The sequence below is a fragment of the Zunongwangia sp. HGR-M22 genome (genome assembly GCF_027594425.1).
GTDB lineage: Bacteria > Bacteroidota > Bacteroidia > Flavobacteriales > Flavobacteriaceae > Zunongwangia.
This window is the reverse complement of the sequence record NZ_CP115159.1, coordinates 1,844,749-1,867,571: the sequence shown is the minus strand read 5'-3', so window position 1 is coordinate 1,867,571 and position 22,823 is coordinate 1,844,749. Positions and strand designations below refer to the sequence as shown.

Sequence of the window (22,823 nt, the reverse complement as noted above, 5' to 3'; positions counted from 1 at the left end):
TAATGAATAAATTCCAAGAATTAGGTTTAAATTCCTCTATTTTAAAAGCAATTGAAGACATGGGCTTTGAAAGTCCAAGTGAAGTACAGGAAAAAACCATCCCCATTTTATTAGACGAAGAGACCGATATGGTTGCCTTAGCCCAGACCGGGACAGGAAAGACGGCAGCTTTTGGTTTCCCTTTGATTCAGAAAATCAATCCAAAATCAAAGCACACACAGGCATTAATTTTATCTCCTACAAGAGAATTATGCTTGCAAATTACGAACGAATTAAAAAATTATTCTAAATACGAGCCTTCGCTACATCCGGTAGCCGTTTATGGAGGTGCTAGTATTACAGACCAAGCGAGGCAAATAGAGCGCGGAGCCCAAATTATCGTTGCAACTCCCGGGAGAATGCAAGATATGATTAGACGTAAGCTTACCGATATTTCTAAAATCGAGTATTGCGTTTTAGATGAAGCAGATGAAATGTTGAATATGGGATTTTATGAAGATATAACTTCTATCTTATCTCATACTCCAAAAGAGAAAAACACCTGGTTATTCTCTGCAACGATGCCAAAAGAAGTGGCTACAATTGCAAAAAAGTTTATGCGTTCTCCTATCGAAATTACCGTTGGTAGTAAAAATATGGGAGCAACAAATGTATCTCATGAGTTTTATTTGGTAAATGCCAGAGATCGTTATGCGGCACTTAAAAGATTAGCAGATGCCAATCCAGAGATTTTTTCAGTAATATTTTGTCGCACCAAACGTGACACGCAAAAAGTAGCCGAACGATTAATCGAAGATGGTTATAGCGCTGCTGCACTACACGGAGATTTGAGTCAGAATCAACGTGATTTGGTAATGAAATCTTTTAGAACTCGCCAAATCCAAATGTTAGTTGCTACAGATGTGGCTGCACGAGGAATTGATGTAGACGACATTACTCACGTAATAAATTACCAGTTACCAGATGAAGTTGAAACCTATACGCACCGTAGTGGTCGTACCGGACGTGCTGGTAAAACAGGAACATCGATGGTAATTGTTTCTAAAAGTGAGCTTAGAAAAATTAAAAGTATCGAGCGAATCATCAAACAATCTTTTGATGAAAAGCAGCTACCAGATGGTAAAGATATTTGTAAAGTACAGCTTCTTCATCTTGCAAATGATATTAAGAATACAGAAATTAATCATGATATTGATGAATATCTGCCTAATATCAATAAAGTACTCGAAGATTTCAGTAAAGAAGAGCTTATCAAAAAATTCTTTTCAGTAGAATTTACAAGATTCTCTAATTACTATAAAAAGGCGAATGATCTTGCTCCTGTTAGTGGTGGATCAAACGTAGATCTAGATCCAAACTCCACCCGATATTTTATGAATGTTGGTAAGAAAGATGGATTTGATTGGATGAGTCTTAAGGATTTTCTTAAAGATGCCTTGCAGTTAGGTAAAGATGGTGTTTTTAAAGTAGATGTAAAAGACAGCTTCTCTTTCTTTAATACTGAAAATTCTGAAACTGATAAAGTTATCAATGCTTTTAGCGATTTCGAATATCAGGGAAGAAGAATTAATGTTGAAATTACCAAAAACTCCAATAGTGGGGGCGGTAAAGGCGGTCGCGGACGTAAAGGTCGTAAAGGCGGTGACGGTAGTTTTGGAAAACGAGATTTTAAATCTGGCGGAAAAGGCAGATCAAGATCAAATGACTCTAAAGACTCTGGTTTTAAAGGAAAAAAAAGTAAACGATCAGGAAGTCGTGGTAATAATATAGAAAGTTCAATTAAAAGAAGAAAATCTAAAAAATAAGAATTCCTAATCTTCGATTTGGCATCATTTTTTATAATGATTTTCATATTTTAGGCGTCAATTTCTATGAAGCATTTAGTTACATTATTATTTACAGTTATTTTCACTTGCCAAATTGCAAGTGCTCAGGATGTTATTTCAGGAACCGTGATGAATGCCGCTAACGATGTGGCTTTGGAGAATGTTCATGTGGTGAACTTAAACCAGGTTAAAGGAAATATTTCAGATGAAAATGGATCTTTTGAGATTGCGGCAACTGTAAATGATACTTTATATTTTACTTATATCGGTTTTAAATCAATCAAAGTTAGAGTTACCAACGATTGGTTGAAATACGGCAATGTAAAAGTAAAAATGACTGAAGTAGGTATCGCTTTAGAAGAAGTTACCGTGAGTGATGTAAAACTTACAGGCTATCTTGAAATTGATGCTAAGAACATACCTATTTACGAAAATAAGAGATATAGCATTTCCGGCCTTAACAGTGGATACGAGGCCGGGGATTCTTCTCCTAGTGCATTTAATAAAGTTATAGGATCTATCTTTAATCCTGCTGATGCTTTAAATAATCTGTTTAGCCGAAAAGAGCGCCAGATGCGAAAACTTAGAAAAATGAAGGATGACGAAAGTATTCGTGAACTTTTAGGATCTAAGTACAACCGTGAAACACTCACGGCAATGCTACAAATGAGCAGAGCTGAAATTGAAGAGGTATTAAGTAGATGTAGTTACTCTGAAGATTTTGTAAGAACTGCTACAGATTTGCAGATTCTTGATGCAATTAGTGGTTGTTGGGAAGAGTATAAACTACTTCAGCGAAATAAAAATTAGATATTATTTTTCTAATTCTCGCTTTAAGTTTTGTAAACTTTCTTCACATTCTTTACCTAAGCGATTTTCCATACTGTAGAATATTGATATAACAGAATACGGAAAAGCTAAATACCCTCGTAGCCCGAAAATTATTTTAGTTCTTTCTGGTTGAATTTCTTTGGTGGCAAAATAACCCAGCGCAACAGCTTTTGTGGGTTTTAAAAGCAAAATTTTAGTTTCTAAAACTTTTCCGGGCTTTATTTTTGTAATTTTTTGTGTCCCCTCTCCTATTTTATCGTTGCCTCTCCAGTAACAGATAGCATTTAATTTTCCATCTGTACCTTTAAATTTAGTTGTAATATTTTCTGATTTTAGATACCAGGAGTTCCAGAGTTTTTGATTTTCCAAATGGCGTATAAAGGCATAAACATTTGCCTTAGGTCGGTTAATAACAATGGTTCTACTTACATCATAATCTTTCTTAGACCAAGCGTGCAAAAAGGCCACAAAGGTGATCAAAGCAATGGCGACGTAGAAAAAAAGCGTCATTCTTATAGGTTGCTATTTATTAAACTTTAAAATTATTTCGAACAAAAATGAGAAATTAGCTCGGCACTGTTCTTCAAATTATTTTTCAGCCATTCCAGCTTCAAATCGCTTTTTTCTTCTTCTGTTAATTCCCATTTTACGCCTTCGGCTCTCATTCTTTCAGCTAAAGTTTGTAGAATAATAGCTGCGGAAACCGAAATATTCAAACTTTCCGTAAAACCATACATTGGTATTTTCAAAGTACAATCTGCAGCTGCCATAATTTCATCAGACAATCCATGCCGCTCCGTTCCAAAAAATAAAGCTGATTTTTTACTAATATCAAAATCTTTTAAATGTAAGGAATCAGTATGCGGACTGGTAGCAACGATCTGATAACCATTAGCGCGTAAATGCGAAATACATTCTTTTGCTGAAGAATGACGATTTATTGTTACCCATTTTTGCGCTCCCATTGCAATTTCACGATCGATACGCTTGGGAAATTTTTCTTCTATAACATGCGCGTTTTGTATCCCAAAAACATCACAACTTCTAATTACCGCGCTTGTATTATGCAATTGAAAAACATCTTGAGTAGCTACTGTTATATGATTAGTTCGTTGATCAATAACTTTTTTCATAAGAGATTTTCTACGATCGGTAAGAAAATCTTCTAAATACGTAAGCAGAGCAGGGTTTTCCATCACTCCAAAAATATAAAATTTGGGCTTATAAAAGAATGACATAAATATTTAAAAATATAGTTTGTTTTGTTAAGGCGGCAATTATCTATAAAACAAACAATTATATCCTTTTTAGTGATCAACATTTTATAACAGCTAATTTGATTACTTTTTTTATTTTTATTTCATGAAAAATCTAGTTGTACTTACGGGAGCAGGAATTAGCGCCGAAAGCGGTATAAAAACTTTTAGAGACGAAGATGGCCTTTGGGAAGGCCACGATGTGATGCAAGTAGCCTCGCCAATGGGTTGGAAAAAAAATAAAGAATTGGTTCTCGATTTTTATAATAAGCGCAGAAGGCAATTACTTAGCGTTCAACCAAATGAAGCTCATCTTGTATTAGCTGAATTAGAGAATGATTTTAATGTTGAAATTATAACGCAGAATATTGATGATCTTCATGAAAGAGCCGGCAGTTCTAATGTTTTGCATCTACATGGCGAATTATTGAAAGTAAGAAGCACTTTTGATGAAGATCTGCTATTAGATTGGAAGGAAGATCTTAATATTGGTGATTTTTGCGAACATAATTTTCAGTTACGACCGCATGTAGTATGGTTTGGAGAGGCGGTCCCAATGATGGAAAAAGCAATACAAAAAGTTTCCCATGCCGATATTATTGCAATAGTTGGAACTTCGATGCAGGTCTATCCTGCTGCAGGTCTTGTCGATTTTGCTCAACCAAAAACACCTGTGTATTTTATCGATCCTAAGCCTAGTATTCAGGAAAATAACCATCTAACTATATTCGCTGAAAAAGCCGTTACTGGGGTGCCTAAGCTGGCAAAAGAACTTCGAGAAAAATTTAATTGATGAATATTAAAGCTGAAATTGAACACATGACGATAAGTATTGTGAGTCGATCAGCTATATGCAAAAAGATTGCGATTGACAGTTAATTCAATATTCGAATAAATATCGTCTAAAAGGAATAGCTTTATTAGAATTTTATTCGAGAAATCATTTAGCTGAAATTTTAAATTTTTCCGAAGAAATTATTGAAGTTTCCACTAAAATTAGCTCTGAAACCAAAAAGCGATATATTTCAAAATTATTCGTCAAAATTTTCGAATTTCAGTATTTGGATAATGATTTCTCACTTCCGCAGCAATATTTAGAAAGCGCTTGTGAAGTATCATTCGATTGGTTACTGGGCAATACTAAAACCGTCACAAAGATTTTTGCGATGCAGGCTTTGTTCTTATTAGGTTTTGAAATTGATTGGATTCATCCCGAATAAAAGCCTATTTGTAGCAGCATTTACATCAAGGCTCAGCTGGATTTAAGTCTTGTGGCGCAAAAATTTTAAAGAAATTAAAATAGTCGCTTCACAGATAATTTTGAAGCACTATCTTTACACTTTAACTTTTTAAATTCAGAAAATGACATCGCTAAACGCAATTTCTCCTATAGATGGAAGATATCATTCTAAAACTAAAGCTTTATCGGCTTATTTTAGTGAAGAAGCGCTTATAAAATATCGTGTAAAAGTAGAGGTTGAATATTTTATTGCGCTATGCAAATTACCGCTTCCGCAGTTAAAAGACGTAAATGAGTCAATTTTTCCTGAGCTTAGAGCTTTGTACGAAAACTTTTCTTCTCAAGATGCGCAGGCCATCAAAGAAATAGAAAAAACGACCAATCACGATGTAAAAGCTGTCGAATATTTTCTGAAAGAAGAGTTTGCAAAATTAGGCTTAGAGAATTCAAAAGAATTTATACATTTTGGACTTACCTCTCAAGATATTAATAATACAGCGGTACCACTTTCTTTAAAAGATGCAATCGAAGAAACCTATATTCCAGAATTAGATGAAATTTTGGATAAATTAAAATCGCTTAGCCAAGAGTGGAAAGATATTCCATTATTAGCTCGTACACACGGGCAGCCCGCATCCCCTACTCGTCTTGGTAAAGAAATAGAAGTTTTCACTGTTCGCTTAAAAGAACAAAAGCAACTTTTAGAAGCATGTAGCCATGCAGCCAAATTTGGTGGTGCTACCGGAAATTATAATGCACATTTTGTTGCTTACCCTGAAGTTGACTGGAAAAAGTTTGGTACCGGTTTCGTAGAAAATACGTTGTCTTTGAAGCATTCTTTCCCAACTACACAAATTGAACATTACGACCATATGGCCGCAATTTTCGATGCTTTAAAACGTATAAATACGATTTTATTGGATCTTGATAAAGACATTTGGACCTATGTTTCCATGGATTATTTTAAGCAAAAAATCAAAGCAGGAGAAATTGGAAGTTCTGCTATGCCACATAAAGTAAACCCTATAGATTTTGAAAATAGCGAAGGAAATTTAGGAATTGCAAATGTGTTATTCGAACATTTATCTTCTAAATTACCGGTTAGCAGATTGCAAAGAGACCTTACAGATAGTACTGTTTTAAGAAATATTGGGGTTCCTATAGGACATACCATCATTGCTTTTAAATCTACTCTAAAAGGTTTAAATAAATTATTGCTGAATGAAGAAAAACTCAATGCCGATCTTGAAGCAAATTGGGCCGTTGTAGCTGAAGCAATTCAGACCATTTTAAGACGTGAAGGTTTCAAGAATCCTTATGAAACTTTAAAAGGGCTTACCAGAACTAACGAGAAAATAAACAAAACAAGCATCGCAAATTTTATTGAAACTCTGGAAGTAGAACCACATATTAAAGAGGAACTTAAAAAAATAACTCCGCAAAATTATACCGGAATTTAATCTTTAAAAAAAGATTGAATAAAAAGTGAAATACTCAATTTTTGAGTAATGGAAATCTTTAATTTTACAATAAAATAGAAATTTAAATTTATGAGTTCAGATTCTCAAATCACAAACAGAATACACTCTGAAGATCAAGCAATTCATTCTGATTCTCAGTTAAAACAAGGAAGAACAGCCTATATCAATAAGGTATTCAATTGGATGGCTTTAGCACTCCTAATAACTGGTGTTACTGCTTATTTCGCTGCAAGTAGCGAACAATTGATGAACTTAATTTTCTCTAATAAACTGGTATTTTATGGGTTGTTAATAGGTGAAGTTGTATTGGTAGGTTACATAGGCTCTAATATTCAAAAACTATCTACCACAACGGCAACTTCATTATTTATTTTATACTCAGTTTTAAATGGAATAACATTATCATTTATCCTATTGCTATTTACCTCTGCCTCTATTGCTACCACATTTTTTGTTACTGCAGGAACTTTCGGTGCAATGAGTGCTTATGGCTATTTTACCAAAAAAGACCTTACAAGTATCGGTAACCTTTGCTTTATGGCACTAATAGGTATTATTATTGCCTCGATTGTAAATATTTTCTTTTTTAGTGAAATACTATATTGGGTAATCACTTATGCTGGTGTCCTTATCTTTGTTGGCTTAACAGCCTATGATACTCAAAAAATTAAAAGGATGTATCGCGCTGGTATGGAAGATTCTGATATCGGTCATAATCTTGCTTTAATGGGAGCAATTACATTGTATTTAGATTTTATAAATATGTTTTTATTTATGCTTCGTATTTTTGGAAACAGAAGATAAAATAATTCTATATTCAATAAAAAAGCGCTTCATTTACGAAGCGCTTTTTTTTATATTTTAATCTCAGATTAGAAGCTTTTAGTTGAGTTCTTCCAAAGCTTTAATAAGAGAATCCTGCCAATGCGGAATTTGAATTTGGAAAGTTGACTTTGCTTTACGCTTATCTAAAACACTATAGCAAGGGCGTTTTGCTGCAGTTGGATAATCTTCAGATCGAATTGGTTTTAAACCTATGTTAATTCCTGAAATTTTAAAAATATTGAATGCAAAATCATACCAGCTAGCCACACCTTCATTGCTGTAATGATAAAGTCCATATTGGTTAGATTTAGAGCTTATTATTTTCAATATAAATTCAGCTAAATCTCCAGCATAAGTAGGAGTTCCTAGTTGATCGTAGACTACAGATAAGCTTTCTTTTTCTTTTCCGTACTTCAGCATGGATTTTACGAAATTATGACCAAATTCAGAATATAACCACGAAGTGCGAATAATGAAATATTGCTCTAATTTCTTCTGAATAGTTTCTTCTCCAGCTAATTTAGTAGTACCATAAACACTCTCAGGCTTGGTTTGATCTTCTTCTTTGTATGGAATGTTTTGAATGCCTTGAAATACAAAATCTGTAGAAATATGAATTAAGGTAACTCTAAATTCCCGACACCATTCACTCAAAATTGAAATTGCCTCATTATTGATCAAATTAGCGCTTTTCGTTTCCGATTCTGCCAAATCTACCTTTGTATAAGCTGCACAGTTTATGCAGTAATCAAAACGGTTTTCAGCAAAAGTATTTTTAACATTTTCAGCATCTGTAATGTTTAACTCAGCTGAACTTTTAAAATAAAATTGAAATTCAGGGAATCGTGGGCTTATTTTTTTAATACTCTGCCCTAACTGGCCAGATGCGCCTGTTACTAAAATACTTATCATACCAATTTACATAGTCGCTTTTAGCTGTTCCAAAAATTCATTGAAACTTGGCAACATTTTATCTTTTTCAGAAATAATAAGCTCATCATCCTGTAATTGCCAATCTATACTTAACTGCGGATCGTTGTAGATAATTCCGGTTTCAGATTCCTTATTATAAAAGTTATCACATTTATAATAAAAAAGAGCGGTTTCACTGAGTACCACAAATCCATGTGCACAACCACGTGGAACAAATAGTTGCTTTTTATTTTCCTCTGATAAGATTGAAGAAAATATTTTACTAAAAGTAGGGCTATTAGGGCGTAAATCTACTGCTACATCTAACACTTTCCCTTTTAAAACACTAACAAGTTTTGCCTGAGCATATTTACCGGTTTGCATGTGTAAACCTCTTAAAACTCCTTTTTGAGAAAAAGACTGGTTATCTTGAACAAACTCTGTATTTACATCTGTCTTTTTTTGAAAAAGATTTTTATTGAAACTTTCATAGAAATATCCTCTTTTATCTTTAATTATTTTTGGTTCGATTTCAAAACAGCCTTCTATGCTAGTTCTTTTTACTTCCATTAAATTGTCGCTAATAAATTTTTACTGTATCCACTTTTAAGAAAGGGCTCAGTTAAACTCACAAATTGCTCTTTTGTGATATATCCCATTTTTAAAGCTGAAGCTTCGATAGCCCCAACTTTTAACCCTTGTCTTTCTTCAATCACTTGAACAAATTGGGAAGCCTGCATTAAAGAATTAAATGTTCCTGTATCTAGCCAGGCCGTTCCGCGGTCTAATATACTAACATTAAGTTTTCCTCGATTAAGATATTCTTTATTTATATCAGTTATTTCTAATTCTCCTCTCTTACTGGGTTTAATATTTTTCGCTATATCGATAACATTATTGTCGTAAAAGTAAATACCAGGTACTGCATAATTCGATTTTGGTATTGATGGCTTTTCTTCAATAGAAATTGCCATTTGATTATCATCGAATTCTACAACTCCGTATCTTTCAGGATCTGTTACGTGATAGGCATAAATGATTCCTCCATCGGGTTCATTATTTGCCTGTAATAAATTGGATAATCCTGAACCATAGAATATATTATCCCCCAATACCAACGCCACTTTATCTTTACCTATAAAATTTTCGCCAATTAAAAAAGCCTGAGCCAAACCTTCTGGTTTAGGTTGGACTGCATATTCAAAAACACAACCATATTTAGTTCCGTCTCCCAGTAACTTTTTAAATAATGGCATATCGTGCGGTGTGCTTATTATTAATATTTCACGAATACCAGCTTCCATTAAAGTAGAAAGCGGATAATAGATCATTGGTTTATCATATATAGGCATTAATTGCTTACTTACGGCTATAGTGCAAGGATGCAATCTTGTTCCAGATCCCCCCGCTAATATTATTCCTTTCATAAATTATAATTATATTGATTGAATTAATTAGAGAGAATATTTCTATATTTATTTAAGTACCAATTTATGGTTAATTCAATTCCACTTTCAAAATTTTCATCTGCTTTCCAACCCAGCTCATTTTCAATTTTAGATGCATCTATTGCATAACGGTAATCATGCCCAGCGCGATCAGTAACGTACGAAATTTGATCTTTGTAACTTTTTCCAGATTTACACGGAATTTCACGATCTAAAAATTCACAAATTTTCTCTGCGATATAAATATTTGTTCGTTCGTTTCTACCACCTATGTTGTAAGTTTCTCCCGTGATACCTTTTTTGAAAGCAAGCTCAATCCCTTTACAATGATCTAAAACATAAAGCCAATCTCTTATATTCTTACCATTACCGTATATGGGAATTTCTTCTCCCGCCAAGGCTTTTCTAATAATTACAGGTATAAGTTTTTCGTCGTGTTGTTTTGGCCCATAATTGTTGGAACAATTAGTGGTTACCACATTCATCCCATAAGTATGATGATAACTTCTTACTATAAAGTCTGAAGATGCTTTAGAAGCGCTATATGGACTATTAGGTGCGTAGGCAGTAGTTTCCAGGAATAATCCCTCTTCTCCTAAAGTCCCGTAAACCTCATCTGTGGAAACATGATGAAATCTAGAATTTTTGTAATCTTCCTTATAAACTCCAGGAGAAATCATCCAGTAATTTTTAGCAACATCTAATAAATTAAATGTACCAAGTATATTAGTTTGCATAAATGCATCTGGATTAGCTATACTATTATCGACATGAGATTCGGCAGCTAAATGAATAACATTTTTGATATTATATTTATGAAAGATTTTTTCTATTAAATCTCTATCACATATATCACCTTCAATAAATGTATATCTATCGTTGTTTTTTAATTCGCTCAAATTATCAATAGTTCCAGCATAGGTTAACGCATCTAAATTAATGATAGCGCTATCTAAATTATTTTTTAGATAATGAATTATAAAATTTGAACCTATAAAGCCACAACCCCCTGTAACTAAAATATTATCCATAGTTTGCTGTTTTTAATGGTAGCTAAAATTATACTGAATTAAACAAAAAATTTCTAATGAAGTTTAAAAAACTTTGATAATTAGATTATTAAACAAAAAAAGCGACAAAGAACCACTATAACCTATTTACGTTCATTATAATTCTTCTTATTTATTATTTAATTCACTAAAACCTTAAATATCAAAATTATAAACTAAAAAACATTATTTAATAAAAAAGCTCAAATCTTAATAGAAATGAGCTTAAATTTATTTGTAAACTTAGAAAAATTAAATTTCATCTATCTTCTCTAAGGTAAATGAACAAGCGCCATTTACTAAAGAAAGTTCTGAAGCATTACGATCGTGACCACCAACATTTACCTGTCTACCGTACACAGCTACTTGTTCCCATTGTTGTAACTTTAATAGTTTATTTAAAGTTACTGTATATTTTTCATTATCATCAATTGCACTATCGATCGTAATATATACAGAAGACCCCGCTATTTTATTACCCCATTTTGCTAAATAAAATTCATATACAGTATCTTCGGCATCGTCATCCTCTGTATTTACAGTTATTGTTGCATTTACTTTAAAAATACCACCTTGACTTACCTGAATACCGTCTTGTTCTATTTTAATATTTTTTGAAAGTGAATTAACGCCAAATTTCACAACAGATGGTTGACCTGTATTGTTAAGCCTTGCTGAACTATTATTATATAAATCTGCATATACTTTACCTGAACTTCCCGAATTTCCCCCACCAGAGTTTAGATCTTTCCATGTTGCATTTCCATTAGCGTCGGAAGTAAGTACCTTACCAGCCCCCTGGCTTCCATCAGTTAATTTAAAACTTCCATCTACATCTAAGGTTGCTGCAGGATCATAAGTACCTATTCCCACTTTAGATTTATACCAGTCATTTTTACTTCCGTTAGCGTCGTACCCCGCATTGCCTATTACCACTGTATGTTGCTTTTTAGTTTGAGCACCATAACCAATAGCTACAGAATATTGCTGAGTTGCCTTTGCTTCAGATCCTATTGCGATTGAATTGGTTCCTTTAGAAATGGCCTTATAACCATAAGAAATAGAGTTGCTACCCTGAGCACTTGAATTGTCTCCAACAGCCATGGCATGCATCCCTGAAGAATTGGCTTCATTACCAATCGAGGTACTAAATTGATTTGAAGCAATAGCTCCTACACCGAAAGCAGAAGCAAATACATCGGAAGATTTACTATTTTGTCCAATCGCGATTGAAGCACTTGCACTTGCAACAGCATCTGTTCCTATGGCAAAGGCATCAGTCGCGCTAGCATAAGAACTATTTCCTATAGCGTAAGAACTAGTTCCATCAGCTTTAGAATTTACACCTAGGGCAAAAGCATTGGTTTGATTGGTTTCAGAATTGTACCCTAATGCTACAGATCTGTTAGTATTAGCCTTAGCTTTAGTTCCTATCGCAAAAGCATCTTGATTACCACTGGCATCAGATTCTTCTCCTAAAGCAAAAGATCGTTGAGCATCATCAATAATTGATTTCCGACCCAAACTCACACCGCCATTAGGGTGAAATTTTCCAATAGGCTCATTATTAACCTTAAAATTGACTTCGGCATAAGTAGTGCTTCCTAAAAATTTATCGGAAGTACCTCCATAACCTAAGTCGTTTCCTTTTAAATTCCAACTTTCGCCAGATCCATTACCAAAAGACGATTTCAAACTATCTATTCTTTTATTGATTTCATCTGCATCGCGCTGCGATTGAATTTGATCCCATTTTTCGCCATCCCAGATATAGAAACTATTATTTAAATGCTTCTGAGCATTTTTTTGCTTATTGTATATTAACAATCCTTCTGCAGGATTATTAATTGTATTGCGATCTTGCAAATCTTTTAATGAAATTTGCGGAAGTAGAACTCCAGCGTTTTCACTATGAATATCGAGAACAGCTGAAGGGTGAGGTTTAGTGGTACCTATACCAACCTGAGCATTTACAGATGTATTTGTAAAAATTGTTAGAATAAAAATCAAAAAAACAGAAAAAAATAAATTCTTTTCAGCAGGGTAAAATTTCTCCATTATATATCGCTTTATACTTTTATAACCTGTTTATTTTTAATAAACAGTGCGAATATAAAGTGAAAAACTACCTAAAATAAAAGTTTACGATAAGGCACATATATATTCGTTTAAAAACGTTTTTTTAACATTATCTAAGGTTTAAATTATAGGAAATTAGTAAAGGTTTATTTGAAAAAGTAAGTAAATATGTTTCTATAAAACAGCAAATACGAATTTAATAGCAATAAAAAATAAGTAAGATAAGTTGGAAAAAGATATATTTTGAATTCTAAATTATTTTCAATGATCAATCAAAAAATACGCTCGATTGTATGATACTGAAATTAGATAAAATTAATTCAAACTGCCCAAACAAAAATTTAAAGATGTTCAAGTTGTTCAGGCAGCTTTAAGAAGTTTTTACTTTTCGAGTCCGCGTTGTAGCACCTCTTTAATCCCTTCCAGATTTTCACTAAACGCCATCATTTGCGATAGCACTTGTGCCATTTCATTTTTGTCCCCAAAACCTTTCAGCTTATTGTTCTTCACAAAAGTTGCTTTTATCGCATTCCAGCGTTTTTGTTCTTCTTCAGAAATACTTCCTCGAAGTTCTTTAAACTTTAATAAATTTGCTTCAGCAGCGGCTGTTAGGGTTTGCGATTCGTTTTCGTAATGCGATAACAGCAAACTGTTTAGTTCTTTTTCATTCATTATCGGGACTACTTTCGAGACCAATTTATTCATATCTCTATATGATCCTTGCAATTTAAAAGCAGGTTCTGTTCGATATTCGTCTTCCATTCCGGCTGATTTTATATAAGTAGCGTTCACTTTTAAAACGGTATTCCTAATGCTTAGCACTTTCTCTAAAACCGATTTATAATCCTGAATTTCCTGCTGAGTATGATTTCCTTTTAATTCTCCGGCATCCGACTTATTTTCAACAAGATCGATTAAGGTATATACATCATCAAAATTTCGAGAACTTAATTGATGCAATACAGGATTCGATGTTAGCGAATTCTCTAACAAGCTCAATTTAAATAAGCTTTCGGTATCGCCAATAATATCTCCCAAATTATAAATATCGGCACGGTTAGAAAGCATATCCGGAATTCTAAATTTCTCGCCACTTTCGGTATACGGATTTCCCGCCATGATCACACAAAATTTCTTTCCGCGTAGATCATAGGTTTTTGGTTTTCCGTTATAAATTCCTTCAATTTTTCGGGTTCCATCAGCCAGCGAAATAAACTTTTGTAAAAATTCCGGGTTACAATGCTGAATATCGTCCAGATATAACATTACATTATTTCCCATCTCAAAAGCCAGATTCAGTTTTTTGAGTTCTTCTCGGGAAGCCGAATTTGTCGCAGCTTCAGGATCTACAGAGGTAATATCGTGACCAATTGCCGGGCCGTTAATCTTCATAAACACCAATCCCAATCGGTTAGCGATGTATTCCATCAGCGTAGTTTTCCCATAACCCGGTGGCGATACCAATAATAGCATTCCCATTCGGTCAGTACGTCGGTTCTCCCCTACACTTCCCAATTGTTTCGCCAGGTTTTCGCCGAAAAGTGGAAAATAAACCTGATCGATCAATTTATTCCGCACAAAGGACGTCAGCACTCTGGGCTTAAATTCGTCTAATTTCAGCTGCTCTTTTAAATCTTCGGTGACCTGATGTCTTGCTTTTCTGAAGGCCTGAAATGCAGGAACGCTATAATTAAAATACAACTGTAGTTTTTGTGTAAACTCATGAAAATTGAACTGATATTGCCCATTTTGGATTTGCCTATGATCGCCTTTTAATCCAGAGATCACTGCGGAAGGATCGATATGATTCACCTCAGGGCTTTGCTGAGGGAACAAAATACAACACGCCGCTTCGTCGATATAATTTGCCTGATTTTTTAACAATTTCGCCTTAGCAAAGGCCTGAAGCAATTGCTTTACCAACCTGATTTTTGCGGAATACGAATGTAAACTTTCCACACTGTTTCTAAACTGGGATTCGGCTTTCTCTTTCTTTAGCATTTGCTGAAAATCATCTGCTAACTTTTTAGCTAAACCGCTTACCACAAATTGATCGTCACTTTGCAGTTCTTCAAAAAGATATTGCGCAACTTCTAAACTTACTTCCGCAGAAAATAAACCTGTATTTTGCCCAAAATCGCTAATAACCTGCTCTAATTCCTGAATCAAAAAATCATATTCACGGGTATTTGGGAAGTATTTCAACACCTGACCCGAGGCTTTTATCGAATTATTGTATCCTTTCTTAGCATCGTTTTCTAACTGGTTCCAAAAATACCTCGCAAAAGCTCGAATTTCAGATCGCCATCTTAAAATGCCCAAATCCTGATGTTTTTGCACCAAAATCTGTAAAATTTTTGCGGCATCAAGATCATGAACGCCTTTGATATAACCTTCAGAATAATTGCTGCTGCTTTCTTCCTGAATCACCTTCAGTAACTCGTCTTCATTTAACCCCGAAAGCATTTCCGGATCTTTATCTTTATAAATTTTAAAGGCTAAAAATGAAGAACGATACACCGAATCATTTTCAGAAATAAATTCCTGATTCCAATATTCCCGACTATTATTTAAAATCTCATTTTCCAGTTCCTGGTAAAAATCGGTACCGCTTAAATGATAAAATAACTTATCGTCTTTAAAAACAATACTTAAATCCAGTTCCTGGCGGTTAATTCCGAATTTGTGATTGCCAAGTTTGATGATATTTTCACCATCTTCATAAAGATCCTGCTTGTCCTTAAGCTTTCTTAAAGCATCTTCCCTGCTCGTTTTTAGCGAAGTTTCAATTTCTTCAGCATTACCGCTATCATCCAGTTCTCGTAACTGCTCCACGATATCGCGAAGCTTATTTACCATAAGATCAGAAGCGTAATAACCGTTAATTTCTGAAACCGACTTTAGACTTTCTGCCTTCTTGCCTATGCTTTTTAAAATACGATCTGAAGCAGTTTGCAGGGCAATAGCCTTTTTATTTCGCTTTTCGTTTATCGCACTTTTCTTACTTTCAAAAGCGTTATAGACTTCTTCCCGCTTTTCGATAATTTCAGTAATAAATTCCTCAAAATCGGCAAATTTCCCTTCTAATTCTTCAAGTTGAATACTGACTTTGGTTTGAAATTCATCACATTTTTCTGGCGTTGAAGCAATATCCAGATAGTTAATGATACTTTGATCGATAAGTTTTAACTGCGCGGCAAAATCGGCTTGGGCTTCTTTGCTACCCAGTGATTTTTTCTTATTCTTTATCGCTGCTTTAAGCTGATTAATCGTTGCAAAAATCAAGCTGATATTATCGATGATTTTGGTTGAATGTGACGTATCTTCGATATCCAGATTCGAAACAATATCAATAAGCATTTCCAAGTCTATCGCGATCTGGTTGACTTCTTCTTCCAGCTTTTTGGCTTCAACTACTTTACTGATCTTGTCGAGTTGCTGTTGTTTTTCTTGTACTTTATCGTGATACGGCTGCAAGGCTTTATCATTCAGCAAAAATTCTACGCAGCGTCTTGAAATTGTAGTAGTTTGCTCTGCAATTTCAGCTTCCAGCGATTTAATAAACTCTTCGTTTACATATCGAATTTCGTATAGACCAATAACCTCGCCACGCAATGCTCTTAGCTGGGAGAGTAATTCGACAAATTCGTTGATGTTTTTAAAAGAAGTGCTTTTAATTTTACTAAAAAGCTCCTGTGCTTTCTGCTGAATTTCTCTGGTTTGTTTTTCAGCATTTTTCTTAAGCTGAATAACCTTTTGAAATTCATCGATCGCTGCATTAGCGGCAATATTTATTTCTTTTAAAGGCTCGCTTAAAACAGCGGTTTCCTTATCGTTTAGCCAGTAATATGCATCTAAAATATTCTTTGAAGATTTCGCAATATCAGCATACAATCCGTCATAATTATCCTCTTTATTCAACAATGTAATAAGCTCATTAGCTTCAGCCATTGCTTTCACGATGTCTTTATTCCCGATTTTGTACAACATCGAATCCTGATGTTCTGAAGGCATAATATCGCCCTCCAAATACGGCGTTTGCCAAATCTGGATCATATGATGTTTGGTCTGCTCGTCGTCGGCTTTAAAATAACAAAGCTCGCCATTGGGCAAAATGGTGAATCCGCCACAAACAATAGGTGTTTTAATTTCCTGCTCGATCATATTATAATCCATAAGCAGATAGGTTCCTTTTGAAGGCGAATAGAAAATATACAAAAAATCCTCCCCATTCGGAGAATTAATAGTTCCCTGATATTTTAAAGACTGAACTTCGTTAGAGAACAGATGAAATTCTCCAGTTTGTAAATAATAGCCGTTCGGAAAAATAATTCCCTGATCGTCTGGTAATAAAACTGCCGTTTCTTTGATTGAATCGATTTTCTGAACTTCCTGCATTTTGTGATTGTACACAAAATAGCGTGCTTCTTCCTGAAAAGGTTTAATTTCAAGAACTATTAAATTCCCAAGATCGGCAAAGCGAATCTGCCCGTCATCCAGCGTTTGATCTTTATAATCTACCGGCTCAGAATAGATTCCCATTCCGTCTTCTGTATTATCTTCAATTTTAATGGTAAGATCGCCGCCAATTGTTTCAACAAAAACTTTATCTAAAATCGCAACATGCGGATGCTCGCCATAGCGCTGCATATCTCGCGTGGCTTCCTGCCAGTTAAATTGATGTTGTTTGGGATACTTAAATTCGTGTTCGCTACGATTATCGATATAGGTAAGCGAATTATCTTTTATAAGCCATTTAAAGGTCTTAATATCGGTCACGCTTTCACTCAGCTGAAAAACCATGTGCAGATAGTTCCCTATTCTTGCAAATTTGCTAAAGATCGTATTACGATAATATTTATAGAGATTTGCAAAATCGGTTTTAAATGTTTCATCTTCAAACAGTGCTAAAGAAACTGCTTCAAAGTGATGGTTTTTAAATTCGTAAACGCTAAAAACATCGGATAGAGTAATTTCTGTACGCAATCCAAAATGCACATTATAGCTAAAAATGCAGGTATGTCCCAGCGAAATGATATCCCTGGCCACACAATTATTTTCGGTACTAATGCGGTTATTGGCAATTAATTGCGTTTCGAGCGAACCAAAAACCGTTTTTCGGGCATCATTTAAAGTATTAAGACGTTCCTGTAAATCAGATTTATGGGTGTTAAGACGTTTACGGATAATCTCGTAGGTGCCACCATCTAAAGCATCTTTTTGTACAGACTTTTCTTCGTTAGTATTCATTTGGTTTTGTGGTAAGGGTTAGTTTAATTCCAAGTCAGATTTTAAATCATTTAATTTCGATTCATAAATTTTGGAATGAAAAGGAAATTCGTAAATTCTTTTAAAATCGAAATTCTCAAGAAGATTGTATTCTTTTATAAAGAAAAGAAACCTAGGATAGCCTCGCCCACAAATAGAGTTATAAAAAATCAAAAAAAGTTCATCGCTACTCAACTGAGCTCGAACGATTGATGAATAAAATTTTTTACGATTGTTTTCAATTAAGTCAGATAAATGAATAAATTTAAAAATGTGGTATAAATTTCTAAAATAATGGCTTAAAGCCTCTTGGTATAATTCATCTAAATCCTCTTCAAAAATTTTATCGAGTCTTTCATTTGCTATTTCGGTTAGTGGTGGGGTATCAGGAGTATTAATAATGCCACCAAAACCATCTGGAGACTTTACGCTATTTTTCGAACGAATTAATCCTTCCGTTTTATTGGCTATTGATTTAAAAACAGATCTTTTTTCAGCTATACCAGTAGTAAAACCTCCCACATTAATATCAAATGTAAGCTTATCTATAATCTCATGATGCAATCTTAATAATTGAAAAAAAGTATTTTCAAATTGCTGAACTTTAAAAGTTATATTCTGATCTTTAAGAACCAATCGTGTATCTTCTAATTCTTTTGTTTGCAGCTGAAATTCTTTAATTTGCTGTCTTAAAGTATCCCTATTTATTTGAATATCTTCACGCTGATCCTTCAATGCCACATAAAAAAGGATGAATGCAGCCGCGGACCATAATGAACCTATTAGTCCTCCTATAAAATCTCCAAAATGAGCAATTTTTTCAGAATCAATTAAAAGGGTAAAATCTTCTTTATATAAGAATAATGGGATTGAGATTATAAGAACAACAATTCCTATAAGAAATAATATTTTACTGCTTCTTTCTGTGAAAACTTTCATTTAACATTTAATTATATGCATTAGATCTCGGGTCACGCCCGTGATGACAAAGCTCTAAATTTCATTGATAAAAACAGGATGAGACCCTGTCCCGATAGCTATCGAGGACAGGTTCAGGGTGACATTCCTATTTCATAATAAGTTATGAATTAAACCTTTAAGGTTGAAACTCGCTTATCAGACAATCCTAAACCTTTAGCCAGGTTGAATAAATTGCCTAACATGGTTTGCTCATTTTTGTCGTTAGAGCGCCCTTTTAATTCCATGATCAAATTAGCGATCGTTAGGTTTTTGATATCTTCGGAAGAGATTCCGTATTTTTCTGAAAACTCACGAACTTTGGTTAGCAAATTCCCCTGAATATCATCACTGCCTAAGATCGAGTCCTTTAGGTCCTGAATGTTAGAACTGTTCTGTACCAATCTATCGAATCCTTTACCTCTGGTAATCTGCCCAATGATCTGATCGAAGAACATAGTTTCTCCACCAACAATATCAATCTTCGCGGCTTTAAGTGCATCACTAATTACATGCGCCTGTGCATCTGCAATATCTTTTTGGATATTGATATGTGCCAAATCTACCTGTAATTCTTTATCCAATTTCAACTTAAATTCTTCGTGTTCTTTGCCTACACCATCAAGTTTCTTCATTGCAGCAGCTTTTTCTTCGATACCGGCAGCATCGGCTAGTGCTTTATCTCTAATCACATCGGCTGCAGCTTTTCCTTCTTTTCTGCTGGCTTCAGCTTTAGCTTCCATTCCGGCCGCTTCAGCTTTGGCTTTTTTCTCGATAATAAGCGCTTCCATAAGTCCTTGTCTCTCGCTGGCATCTGCTTTAGCGTGCATTACTTCAGCTTCAGATAAACCAATGGTTGCTTCCTCTTTCGCTTTGGCTTCAGCAATGGTTTTTCTGGCTTCTGCTTCTTTTTCGCTGGCTTCTTTATGTGCCTGCGCTTCGATATTAATTTCTTCGGCTTTTTGCTTGGCAGCTTCTTTTTGTGCTTCCGCAGCTTTAATGGTTTTAATTAATTGTTCTTGAGCATTCGCTTCAGCAATAGTAACTTTTACTTGCTTTTCACGATCGGCAGTTTTAAAGGCTTGGATATCTTTCATATTCTCCTGCTCTTCTACCACTCCTTTTTCTAACATTACTCGATCTCTTATGACATCCTGAATGTTTTTCTTCTCTACTTCAAGAACTTTCTCTTTTTCAATCTGAGCCAAGGTAACGATACGTTCTCTTTCGGTAGCCTCTAACATTCGATCTTTCTCTACTCTTTCGCTTTCTACGGCTTCGGTTCGTTCTTTGTTTTTCGCCGCTACAATGATTTGGCGGTTCATATTTTCTTCGGCAACTTTTACTTTTTCTTCCGTGGCAATTCTAGCAGATTCCGATTTTAAACGTTCTTCTTCCGCCACTTTACTTACTTCGGCATTTTCTCGTGCCTTGATGTTTGCGATCTCACGTTTTTGAGCTTCTTCTTTTTCAGCTAATTGCTTATCTAATTCCAGAATAGCTTCGCGAGCTTCAACATCCTGCTTTCTTATAGTTTTTTGCTCATCTCGCTTAATAAGGTTCGCTTTCATATTCTGAACAGCGGTAAGCTCGGTAATCTTCTTGATCCCTTCCGCATCCAGAATATTATCTGGCTTTAAATGCGTAATTGGTGTTTGCTCTAAAAAGTCGATCGCACAATCTTCTAAAGTATAACCATTAAGATCGGTACCAATGATGTTCACAATCTCGTCTCTAAATTCGCGACGTGCTTCGTATAATTCGATAAAATCGAACTTTTTACCTACTGTTTTTAAAGCTTCAGAAAATTTAGCTTCAAAAAGATCCTCTAAAGTTTCGATTCTTGAGGCGCGATCTACCCCAATGGTTTGTGCTACTCTTTTAATGAAAGAGATATCATTATTCACCCGAACAAAAAAGGCTACTTTAATATCTGCACGCATATTGTCTTTACAAATAAGACCTTCGTGCTCCATTCTTTCGATCTGGATTTTCTTTACAGAGATATCCATCACTTCCACTTTGTGGAAAACAGGTACCACGTAAAGTCCTTTATCTGTGGCTACTTTGGTTCCGCCAAAACCAGTACGAACGATCGCACGGCCTTGTGGAACTTTCTTGTAAAACATCGCAATTATTGCGAAGTATACTACGATTAGGAACAGTATTCCCCCTAATCCAATTCCGATAATTGGTAAGATTTGATTCATTTTTTAATAAGTAAGATTAGTCGTTATAAGATTGTACTAAGAAGTAATTTTTATCAGCAGATTGCTTGATAATTAAAATTTTATCCTGGTAATTTAATTGATGTCCATCCAGCGATTTTACATAGATAGAATGCGAATCGCCGTTGGCTGAAATCTCTGCATTGCCCATTTTATCTCCAGAAATGGTGGATAACAATACCCCTTGCCGGCCAATATAATCGATGGCTTTATCGCCATCTTTATTCAGATTTTTAAAGAAACCTTTAAAAGGTGTGGTAAAAATCTTGGTGACAAATAAAGAAGTAAAAAAACCGGCGATCATGATTGCAAAACCTATAAAGTTGTCATAGGTAAACGTGAGCGCAGTTGTTATTGCTGTGGTAAACCACCAGATAAAAATAAAACAAGTAAAGGTGAACATAAATGGCAGACCAACAAAATTGAAGTAGATCAACATAATTTGCCACCATTTTAAAGGCTGGATACGTTTACCCACTACGCTTTCTTTATTCAGCTCGGCATTCGATACATCCTGAAATTCCATATTCGAACCGTCGGTTGAAATATCAACATCCAAGTCGGTGTCGATATCGATATCCATATCGTATTCAAATTCGATTCCGCTAACCATGGTTAATATCCAATACACTATTAGAAGAATACAAAGAATACTTAAGGTAATGTTTACCTCAGAAAATAATATGTCGGTTAAACTGGTCAATTTCGTTATTTTTTATCATCATTTAATCCAAGTTGATCTTTGAGTTTGCTAAGATCATCTTCCGCTTTTGCTTCTGTAGTACTTGCTGCTTTTTCAAGCTCATCATCTATAGATTTAGAAGCACCGGCGATATCGCCATAGGCTTCAGCCAAAGCTTCTTCCTGCGCTACTTTTTCTTTCATTCGCTCTAACATAGAAACCGTACTACTACTATCAATTTCAGCCATTTGCTTATTTAGGCTCTTCGTAGCGTTGCTCACTTTAACACGGGCTTTAAGTGTTTTAAGCTCGTTTTCCCAGTTACTAATATTCGATTTAATGGTTTGAATATTTCGCTCTAACTGCGCTACATTTTCGTTGAACTTTTTCGCTTCTTCTTCAGAGCGTTCTACATGTTTTTGAGCTTCTCCTTTTTTCACTAAAGCTTCACGAGCTAAACGATCTGATTCGGTTTTATCCATCTCGCCTCGTTCTCCTTTCTTCAAGATTAAAATCGCTTTATTGTGATAATCTTCTTTTTTATCAAGATATTCATCCTGGTCATTTTTAGCTCTAATAGCTAAAGCTTTTACTTGCGCTAAAGCTTCCATGTTTTTTTCTAAATCTTGTTTAAGATCTCTAATTCCCTGTTCAGTTAACTTGATGGGATCTTCCATATTGTCGATAGCCGAATTAGCTTCAGCTTCTCCTATTTTAAATAATCGTTTAAAAATGTTCATA

General features: G+C 34.7%; 18 protein-coding genes. 6 read left to right on the top strand and 12 right to left on the bottom strand.

Annotated features, from left to right (window positions below; translation table 11 throughout):
• The first annotated feature begins 2 nt into the window (after positions 1-2).
• Both PBT91_RS08080 and PBT91_RS08075 read left to right on the top strand, forming a co-directional pair.
• Positions 3-1,805 (top strand): DEAD/DEAH box helicase, encoded by a 1,803-nt coding sequence (locus tag PBT91_RS08080; protein ID WP_270061273.1) that lies wholly within the window; start codon positions 3-5, stop codon positions 1,803-1,805.
• A 66-nt stretch (positions 1,806-1,871) separates the two neighbouring features.
• The gene (locus tag PBT91_RS08075) at positions 1,872-2,636 is read left to right on the top strand and encodes a carboxypeptidase-like regulatory domain-containing protein (protein WP_270061272.1); all 765 of its coding nucleotides are present in this window, start codon (positions 1,872-1,874) and stop codon (positions 2,634-2,636) included.
• Positions 2,637-2,639: 3 nt separating this feature from the next.
• Here the strand turns inward: PBT91_RS08075 and PBT91_RS08070 are convergent, their stop codons facing one another.
• Both PBT91_RS08070 and PBT91_RS08065 read right to left on the bottom strand, forming a co-directional pair.
• Positions 2,640-3,167 (bottom strand): SRPBCC family protein, encoded by a 528-nt coding sequence (locus PBT91_RS08070; protein WP_270061271.1) that lies wholly within the window; start codon positions 3,165-3,167, stop codon positions 2,640-2,642.
• A 32-nt stretch (positions 3,168-3,199) separates the two neighbouring features.
• Positions 3,200-3,853 carry a TrmH family RNA methyltransferase gene (locus tag PBT91_RS08065; protein WP_270061270.1) on the bottom strand — a complete coding sequence of 218 codons (654 nt, stop codon included), beginning with the start codon at positions 3,851-3,853 and terminating at the stop codon, positions 3,200-3,202.
• 166 nt (positions 3,854-4,019) lie between these two features.
• On the opposite strand from PBT91_RS08065, the gene PBT91_RS08060 reads away from it, so the two are divergent.
• The 4 genes from PBT91_RS08060 (at position 4,020) to PBT91_RS08045 (ending at position 7,438) form a co-directional block, all read left to right on the top strand.
• Positions 4,020-4,706, top strand: a complete 687-nt coding sequence (locus PBT91_RS08060; protein ID WP_270061269.1) for an SIR2 family NAD-dependent protein deacylase — start codon at positions 4,020-4,022, stop codon at positions 4,704-4,706.
• Positions 4,707-4,974: 268 nt separating this feature from the next.
• Positions 4,975-5,133: a hypothetical protein gene (locus PBT91_RS08055; protein WP_270061268.1), complete on the top strand. Its 159-nt coding sequence runs from the start codon at positions 4,975-4,977 to the stop codon at positions 5,131-5,133.
• A 142-nt stretch (positions 5,134-5,275) separates the two neighbouring features.
• On the top strand, positions 5,276-6,613 hold the full coding sequence (gene purB, locus PBT91_RS08050) for an adenylosuccinate lyase (RefSeq protein WP_270061267.1): 1,338 nt from the start codon (positions 5,276-5,278) through the stop codon (positions 6,611-6,613).
• A 90-nt stretch (positions 6,614-6,703) separates the two neighbouring features.
• Positions 6,704-7,438 (top strand): Bax inhibitor-1/YccA family protein, encoded by a 735-nt coding sequence (locus tag PBT91_RS08045; protein WP_270061266.1) that lies wholly within the window; start codon positions 6,704-6,706, stop codon positions 7,436-7,438.
• A gap of 78 nt (positions 7,439-7,516) precedes the next feature.
• Here the strand turns inward: PBT91_RS08045 and rfbD are convergent, their stop codons facing one another.
• The 10 genes from rfbD to PBT91_RS07995 form a co-directional block, all read right to left on the bottom strand.
• Positions 7,517-8,371, bottom strand: coding sequence for a dTDP-4-dehydrorhamnose reductase (gene rfbD, locus PBT91_RS08040; protein WP_270061265.1), 855 nt, complete (start codon positions 8,369-8,371; stop codon positions 7,517-7,519).
• Positions 8,372-8,377: 6 nt separating this feature from the next.
• The gene (gene rfbC / locus PBT91_RS08035) at positions 8,378-8,941 is read right to left on the bottom strand and encodes a dTDP-4-dehydrorhamnose 3,5-epimerase (protein ID WP_270061264.1); all 564 of its coding nucleotides are present in this window, start codon (positions 8,939-8,941) and stop codon (positions 8,378-8,380) included.
• Positions 8,941-9,798 (bottom strand): glucose-1-phosphate thymidylyltransferase RfbA, encoded by an 858-nt coding sequence (gene rfbA, locus PBT91_RS08030; RefSeq protein WP_270061263.1) that lies wholly within the window; start codon positions 9,796-9,798, stop codon positions 8,941-8,943. The genes rfbC and rfbA overlap by 1 nt, the downstream gene beginning before the upstream one ends.
• A gap of 23 nt (positions 9,799-9,821) precedes the next feature.
• Complete coding sequence (gene rfbB, locus PBT91_RS08025; protein ID WP_270061262.1) at positions 9,822-10,850, bottom strand: dTDP-glucose 4,6-dehydratase; 1,029 nt, start codon at positions 10,848-10,850, stop codon at positions 9,822-9,824.
• Between the two features lie 270 nt (positions 10,851-11,120).
• A complete protein-coding gene (locus PBT91_RS08020) occupies positions 11,121-12,926 on the bottom strand; it encodes a hypothetical protein (protein ID WP_270061261.1) in 1,806 nt (601 codons plus the stop codon).
• Between the two features lie 402 nt (positions 12,927-13,328).
• Positions 13,329-18,197: a DNA repair ATPase gene (locus PBT91_RS08015; protein ID WP_270061260.1), complete on the bottom strand. Its 4,869-nt coding sequence runs from the start codon at positions 18,195-18,197 to the stop codon at positions 13,329-13,331.
• An 18-nt stretch (positions 18,198-18,215) separates the two neighbouring features.
• The gene (locus PBT91_RS08010) at positions 18,216-19,154 is read right to left on the bottom strand and encodes a putative phage abortive infection protein (RefSeq protein ID WP_270061259.1); all 939 of its coding nucleotides are present in this window, start codon (positions 19,152-19,154) and stop codon (positions 18,216-18,218) included.
• Positions 19,155-19,303: 149 nt separating this feature from the next.
• Entirely contained in the window at positions 19,304-21,382 is a 2,079-nt protein-coding gene (locus PBT91_RS08005; RefSeq protein WP_270061258.1) for an SPFH domain-containing protein, read from the bottom strand.
• A 16-nt stretch (positions 21,383-21,398) separates the two neighbouring features.
• Complete coding sequence (locus PBT91_RS08000) at positions 21,399-22,013, bottom strand: hypothetical protein (protein ID WP_443089645.1); 615 nt, start codon at positions 22,011-22,013, stop codon at positions 21,399-21,401.
• A gap of 95 nt (positions 22,014-22,108) precedes the next feature.
• Positions 22,109-22,822 carry a PspA/IM30 family protein gene (locus PBT91_RS07995; RefSeq protein ID WP_270061256.1) on the bottom strand — a complete coding sequence of 238 codons (714 nt, stop codon included), beginning with the start codon at positions 22,820-22,822 and terminating at the stop codon, positions 22,109-22,111.
• Between the last annotated feature and the right edge of the window lies 1 nt (position 22,823).